This is a genomic window from Sporichthya brevicatena, assembly GCF_039525035.1.
Classification (GTDB): Bacteria; Actinomycetota; Actinomycetes; order Sporichthyales; family Sporichthyaceae; genus Sporichthya; species Sporichthya brevicatena.
In genome coordinates, this window is sequence record NZ_BAAAHE010000065.1 from 1 (window position 1) to 6164 (window position 6164).

The window sequence follows — 6164 nt, forward strand, 5'->3', positions numbered from 1 at the left end:
CCCGGCCGCCCAGCCCCCGGCCGCCCAGCCGCCGGCCCGGCCCGCGCGATCGCACGCGGCCGAGAAGACGGAGAAGATCGCGCACGCCCGGGCCGTGGTCCCGTACCTGGAGGTCAACGGCGAGAAGCACCCGCTGGTCCGCCCGGTCACGGTCCTCGGCCGCGGAACGCAGGTCGACCTGCGGATCGACGACGCCGGGGTCTCGCGCCGGCACGCCGAGATCCAGCTCGGGGACGCCCCGATGCTGGTCGACCTCGGGTCCACCAACGGCACGACGCTCGACGGCGCGCCGGTGGGCCGCGTCGAGCTGACCGACGGCGCCCGGATCGGCATGGGCGACACCGTGCTGGTGTTCCGATTGCCGGCCGGGTAAGCCGCCTCCCATGTCCGAACTCACGATCACCGTCATCCGGCTGGGGTTCCTGGCCGTGCTCTGGCTGTTCGTCCTCACCGCCATCTCGGTGATGCGCTCGGACCTGTTCGGGGTCCGCCCCGCGAGCGTGCGACCGGCGCCGGTCCCGGCACCCCGCCCGGCCAAGCCGGTGAAGATCAAACCCAACCGGCGGAACACGCCGTCCAAGCTGGTCGTGACGGCCGGGTCGCTGACCGGGACGACCGTGGCGTTGACGGAGGCGCAGGTGACGTTGGGCCGGGCTCCGGACTCCACGATCGTGCTCGACGACGACTACGCCTCGAACCGGCACGCCCGGCTCTACCCGAGCAACGGCGAGTGGCTGGTCGAGGACCTCGGCTCCACGAACGGGACCTACCTCGACCGTGACCGGGTGACCCAGCCGACGCCGGTCGCGATCGGCGTGCCGATCCGCATCGGCAAGACCGCCTTCGAGTTGCGCAAATGACCTTCTCCCTGCGCTACGTGGCGCGCTCCGAGGTCGGCCTGATCCGCGAGGGCAACGAGGACTCCGGCTACGCCGGGCCCTCGCTGCTCGCCGTCGCGGACGGGATGGGCGGCCACGCCGCCGGCGAGGTGGCCAGCTCGGTCGCCCTCGCGACGCTGGCCACGCTCGAGGACGACGTCCCCAGCACCGAGCTGCTCGACGCCCTGGCCACCGCGGTCAACCAGGCCAACGACGCCATCAACGAGATGGCCGAGCGCCACCCCCAGCTCGACGGCATGGGCACGACGCTCACGGCGATGCTCTGGTCCGGCCGCCGGGTGGGCCTCGTGCACATCGGCGACTCCCGCGCCTACCTGCTGCGCGACGGCGTCCTGCAACAGATCACCCACGACCACACCTTCGTCCAGCAGCTCCAGGACGAGGGCCGCATCACCGCGGCGGAGGCGGCGGTGCACCCGCAGCGCTCGCTCCTGCTGCGCGCGCTCGACGGACGCAGCAACCCCGAGCCCGACCTGTCGGTGCGCGAGGTCCACCTCGGTGACCGCTACCTGCTCTGCAGCGACGGGCTCTCCGGTGTCGTGCCGGACTCCGAGATGCAGGTCGCGCTCACGGGCACCACGCTCGAGGAGGCCGCCGAGACCCTGGTCCAGCTCGCCCTGCAGGGCGGTGGGCCGGACAACATCACCTGCATCGTCGCCGACGTCGTCGAGGTGGAGGCCGGGTCCTCCGACCTCCCCGTCGTCGTCGGCGCCGCGGCCGGGCGCCACCGGCCGGAGTCAGGCTCCACGTCGGAAATCGACCTCTCCGCGCTGCCGGACCTGGAGAAAGCGAGCGGCCGCGGCCGGTGGTTCGGGACCCTCTGGGTCCGGTTTCTGATCGTCGGTGTCGTGCTCGCCGTGATCGCCGGTGGTTGGGGCGGTTACGCGTGGTCCCAGAAGCAGTACTACGTCGGCGCCGACGCGGACCGGGTGGCCATCTACAAGGGCCTGTCCCAGAAGATCCTCGGCATCTCGCTCTCGAGCCCGTACGAACGTCAGGACATCGAACTGCGTGACCTGCCGCCGTACGACCGGGCGGAGGTCGAGGACACGATCTTCGCGGACAACCTCGACGAGGCCCGCAAGGTCGTCGACAACCTCCGCGCCGCCGCCGCGGCGTGCCGCACGGCGCGCGCCGAGGCGGAGGCGGCGGCGTCCCCCACGCCGAGCCCGGACGACGAGACCGAGGAGACCGACGGGGCCGGCCCGTCGCCGAGCCCCTCCGCGACGCCCGAGCCCTCGCCCGAGGACACCGCCTCGCCCGACCCGTCGGCCGAGGCGAGCGAGTCGGCGAGCCCCGGCGCGACCGCCCCGCCCGAGATCGGCCAGCCGGTGTCCGACGCGTGCGGCGACCCGCTGCCCGAGAGGGTGCCGACGGAATGAGCGTTCCGGCACCAGCCGCCTCCCAGGTCAACAGCCGCCGGACGACGGAGCTGTTCCTCCTGGTCTTCGCGTGGGGCATCTCCGTCGCGGCGTACGCCAACGCCGGCTACGGCGTCACCGACGAGTGGCCCCCCGGCCTGGCCGGGTACGCGACGACGCTCGGCGCCTACTGCCTGGTCGCGCACCTGGCGGTACGTCAGTTCGCGCGGTACGCGGACCCGCTCGTCCTGCCCGCCGTCATGCTCCTGCAGGGCCTCGGGCTCGCGCTGATCTACCGGCTCGACCTCGACGAGAAGAACCCGACCGAGCGCTCCTTCGGCCCGCTCGCCCCCCGCGGCGACTCCGGCATCCAGCTGATCTGGGCAGCGATCGGGATCCTGCTGTTCGTCGCGGTGCTCGTGGCGATCCGCGACCACCGGGTGCTGCAGCGCTACACCTACACCGCGGGCGCGGCCGGCCTCGTCCTGCTGGCGCTGCCCGCCCTGCTCCCCGCGCAGTACTCCCAGGTCAACGGGGCCCGGATCTGGGTCCGGTTCTCCGGCTTCTCCATCCAGCCCGGTGAGTTCGCGAAGCTGCTGCTGATCGTCTTCTTCGCCGGCTACCTGGTCGTGAAGCGGGACGTGCTCGCGCTCGCCAGCCGACGCGTGATGGGGATCGACCTGCCGCGCGGCCGTGACCTCGGTCCGATCATCGTGGCCTGGGCGGCGAGCCTGATGATCCTGATCGCCGAGCGCGACCTCGGCAGCTCGCTGCTGTTCTTCGGCGTCTTCGTCGTCCTGCTCTACATCGCGACCGAGCGCACCTCGTGGCTGCTGTTCGGCGTCGTCATGTTCGTCTCCGGCGCGTACTTCGCCTATTCGCAGTTCGCGCACGTGCACCGCCGCGTCGAGATCTGGCTGCACCCGTTCGACCCGGACTACGTCTCGGACGCGTCCTACCAGTTGGTCCAGTCCCTGTTCGGGTTCTCCACCGGCGGGATCCTCGGCACCGGCCTGGGCCAGGGACGGCCGAACATCGTCCCGTACGCGAACACCGACTTCATCCTGGCGACCGGGGGCGAGGAGCTCGGCCTCACCGGCCTGATGGCGATCATCGTGCTCTACGGCGTGATCGTGCACCGCGGTCTGCGGACGGCGCTGGCCGCCCGCGACTCGTTCGGCAAGCTCCTCGCCGCCGGCCTCGCCGTGATCGTGGCGCTGCAGGTGTTCGTCGTCGTCGGCGGCGTCACCCGGCTGATCCCGCTCACCGGTCTCACCACCCCGTTCCTGTCCTACGGCGGTTCCTCGCTGGTCGCGAACTGGGCGCTGGTCGCGCTGATCCTGCGGGTCAGTGACGCCGCCCGCCGGCCCGCGCCGCCGCCCACCCCGTCGACGGAGGCGGAGACGATGGTGGTGAAGCCGTGAACCGACCGCTTCGACGAGTCGCGGCCGCGTGCGGTCTGCTGATGGTTCTGCTGCTGCTGAACCTGAACTTCATCCAGGTCATCAAGGCCGACGAGTACCGCAACGACCCGAAGAACGCGCGGGTGCTGCTCGAGCAGTACGACCGGCAGCGGGGGGCGATCCTGGTCGCCAACGACCCGATCGCGTTCTCCCGCGAGACCGGCGACAAGCTCAAGTACCTGCGGATCTACGCCGACGGCAAGATCTACGCGTTCGCGACCGGCTACTACTCGCACATCTTCGGCCGCTCGGGCATCGAGCGCTCCGAGGACAGCATCCTGTCGGGCAACGACGACCGCCTCTTCGTCCGCCGGATCGTGGACCTGCTGACGCGCGAGTCGACGCAGGGCGGCTCGGTGAAGCTGACGCTGAACGCCGACGCCCAGAAGGCCGCGTACCGCGGACTCGACGGTCGCCGCGGCGCCGTCGTCGCGCTCGAGCCGGCGACCGGGCGGATCCTCACGATGGTCTCCAGCCCGTCGTTCGACCCGAACGACCTCGCCGACCACAACGGCCAGAAGGTCACCAACGCCTGGCAGCGCTACAACTCCGACGACCAGTCGCCGCTGCTGAACCGGGCGTTCAACCAGACGTATCCGCCGGGGTCGACGTTCAAGCTCGTCACCGCGGCGGCGGCGCTGTCCTCCGGCCGGTACACGGTGAACGGCGAGGTGCCCGGCCCGGCGCGGCTGGACCTGCCCCTGACCAACGTCGACCTGCCGAACTACTTCTCCGGCACGTGCACGCCGGGCAGCCAGACGACGACGATCAAGCGGGCGCTGGAGAAGTCCTGCAACACGACGTTCGGCGCCATCGGCATGGACCTCGGCGACGACGTGCTGCGCGAGCAGGCCGAGGCCTTCGGGTTCGGCGAGCGCTACGAGGTGCCGATCCCGGTCGTCGCGAGCATCTTCCCGAACGACCTCAACGCCCCGCAGACCGCGCAGTCGGCGATCGGCCAGTTCGACGTCCGCGCGACGCCGCTGCAGATGGCGATGGTCGTCGCCGCGATCGCGAACCAGGGCGTGCTGATGAAGCCGTACCTGGTCGAGGAGGTCCGCGCGCCCGACCTCGACGTGCTCTCCCGGACCGACCCGGAGGAGCTCGGCCGCGCGGTGCGTCCCCAGGTGGCCGCGGACCTCGCCTCGATGATGGTCTCCGTCGTCGAGAACGGGACCGGCAGCAACGCCCGCATCTCCGGCGTCCGCGTCGGCGGCAAGACCGGCACCGCGCAGGTCGGCAACGGCCGCAACCCCCACGCGTGGTTCGTCGCGTTCGCGCCGGCGGACAACCCGAAGATCGCGATCGCCGTCGTCCTCGAGAACGGCGGCTCGGAGCGCCAGATCGAGGTCGGCGGCAACCTGCTCGCGGCGCCGATCGCGCGCGCGGTCATGGAGGCGATCCTCGGGCGGTGAACACTCCATGACCGGCGAGACCCAGCCGAACAACCGCCCCATGCTGGGCGGGCGGTACCGCTTGGACGAGCGGATCGCCCGGGGCGGCATGGGCGAGGTGTGGCGGGGCACCGACGAGGTCCTCAACCGCAAGGTGGCCGTCAAGGTCCTGCGTCCCGAGTACGCCGACGAGGAGATCTTCCTCGAGCGGTTCCGCAGCGAGGCCCGCAACACCGCGGCCCTCGTACACACCGGCATCGCGCAGGTCTACGACTTCGGCCAGGCGCCGGCCGGCGGGGCGAGCGTCCCGTTCATCGTCATGGAGCTCGTGCCGGGCGAGCCGCTCTCCCACATCATCGAGCGCGAGGGCCGTCTCGAGATCGACCGCGCCCTCGAGCTCGTCGCCCAGGCCGCCCAGGCGCTGCAGGTCGCGCACACCGCCGGCGTCATCCACCGCGACATCAAGCCGGCGAACCTGCTCATCACGCCGTCCTGGACGGTCAAGGTCACCGACTTCGGCATCGCCCGCGCCGGCGACGCCCTCCCCCTCACGCGCAGCGGCACGGTCATGGGCACCGCGCACTACCTGGCGCCGGAGCTGATCTCCACCAAGTCCGGGGCCGCGCCGGCCTCCGACGTCTACGCCCTCGGCGTCGTACTCTACGAGTGCCTGGCCGGGCGCCGCCCGTTCACCGGGGACAACCCGTTGGCCGTCGCGATGGCCCACCTCCACAACGAGCCGCCGCCCATCGAGGGCGTGCCGCCGGCGGTGAACCGGATGGTGGCGACGATCCTGGCGAAGGACCCCGCGCAGCGGCCGCAGAGCGCCGCGGACCTCGCCCAGCGCCTGCTCGCGCTGCGCATCGACCTGGCCAACCCGAAGACCGCGGAGGTCGTCGCCGAGGCGCTCGGGCCCGCCGTCGACCCCGCCGCGGTCCAGGTGGCCGCGGCGCGCTGGACGCGGCGCACCCGCTCGGGCGGCCGCTCGGGGCCCGACACCCCGCCGGCGCCGCCCCGCCCGGACCCCGGGCCGGAGGGCGCGGGACC

The 6164-nt window shown here is 72.1% G+C and carries 6 protein-coding genes; all 6 read left to right on the forward strand.

What is annotated here, in order from left to right:
* Positions 1-373, forward strand: a 373-nt coding sequence (locus ABD401_RS24545) for an FHA domain-containing protein (protein WP_344609769.1), incomplete at its 5' end; no start/stop codon positions are given.
* Between the two features lie 10 nt (positions 374-383).
* Positions 384-860 carry an FHA domain-containing protein FhaB/FipA gene (locus ABD401_RS24550; RefSeq protein ID WP_344609771.1) on the forward strand — a complete coding sequence of 159 codons (477 nt, stop codon included), beginning with the start codon at positions 384-386 and terminating at the stop codon, positions 858-860.
* Entirely contained in the window at positions 857-2281 is a 1425-nt protein-coding gene (locus ABD401_RS24555) for a protein phosphatase 2C domain-containing protein (RefSeq protein WP_344609773.1), read from the forward strand. Before ABD401_RS24550 ends, ABD401_RS24555 begins: the two co-directional genes overlap by 4 nt.
* Positions 2278-3684: an FtsW/RodA/SpoVE family cell cycle protein gene (locus ABD401_RS24560; protein WP_344609775.1), complete on the forward strand. Its 1407-nt coding sequence runs from the start codon at positions 2278-2280 to the stop codon at positions 3682-3684. The genes ABD401_RS24555 and ABD401_RS24560 overlap by 4 nt, the downstream gene beginning before the upstream one ends.
* Positions 3681-5138, forward strand: coding sequence for a peptidoglycan D,D-transpeptidase FtsI family protein (locus ABD401_RS24565; RefSeq protein ID WP_344609777.1), 1458 nt, complete (start codon positions 3681-3683; stop codon positions 5136-5138). The genes ABD401_RS24560 and ABD401_RS24565 overlap by 4 nt, the downstream gene beginning before the upstream one ends.
* Positions 5139-5145: 7 nt before the next feature.
* Positions 5146-6164 (forward strand): protein kinase domain-containing protein (locus ABD401_RS24570; protein WP_344609779.1); only part of this gene is annotated, 1019 nt, incomplete at its 3' end.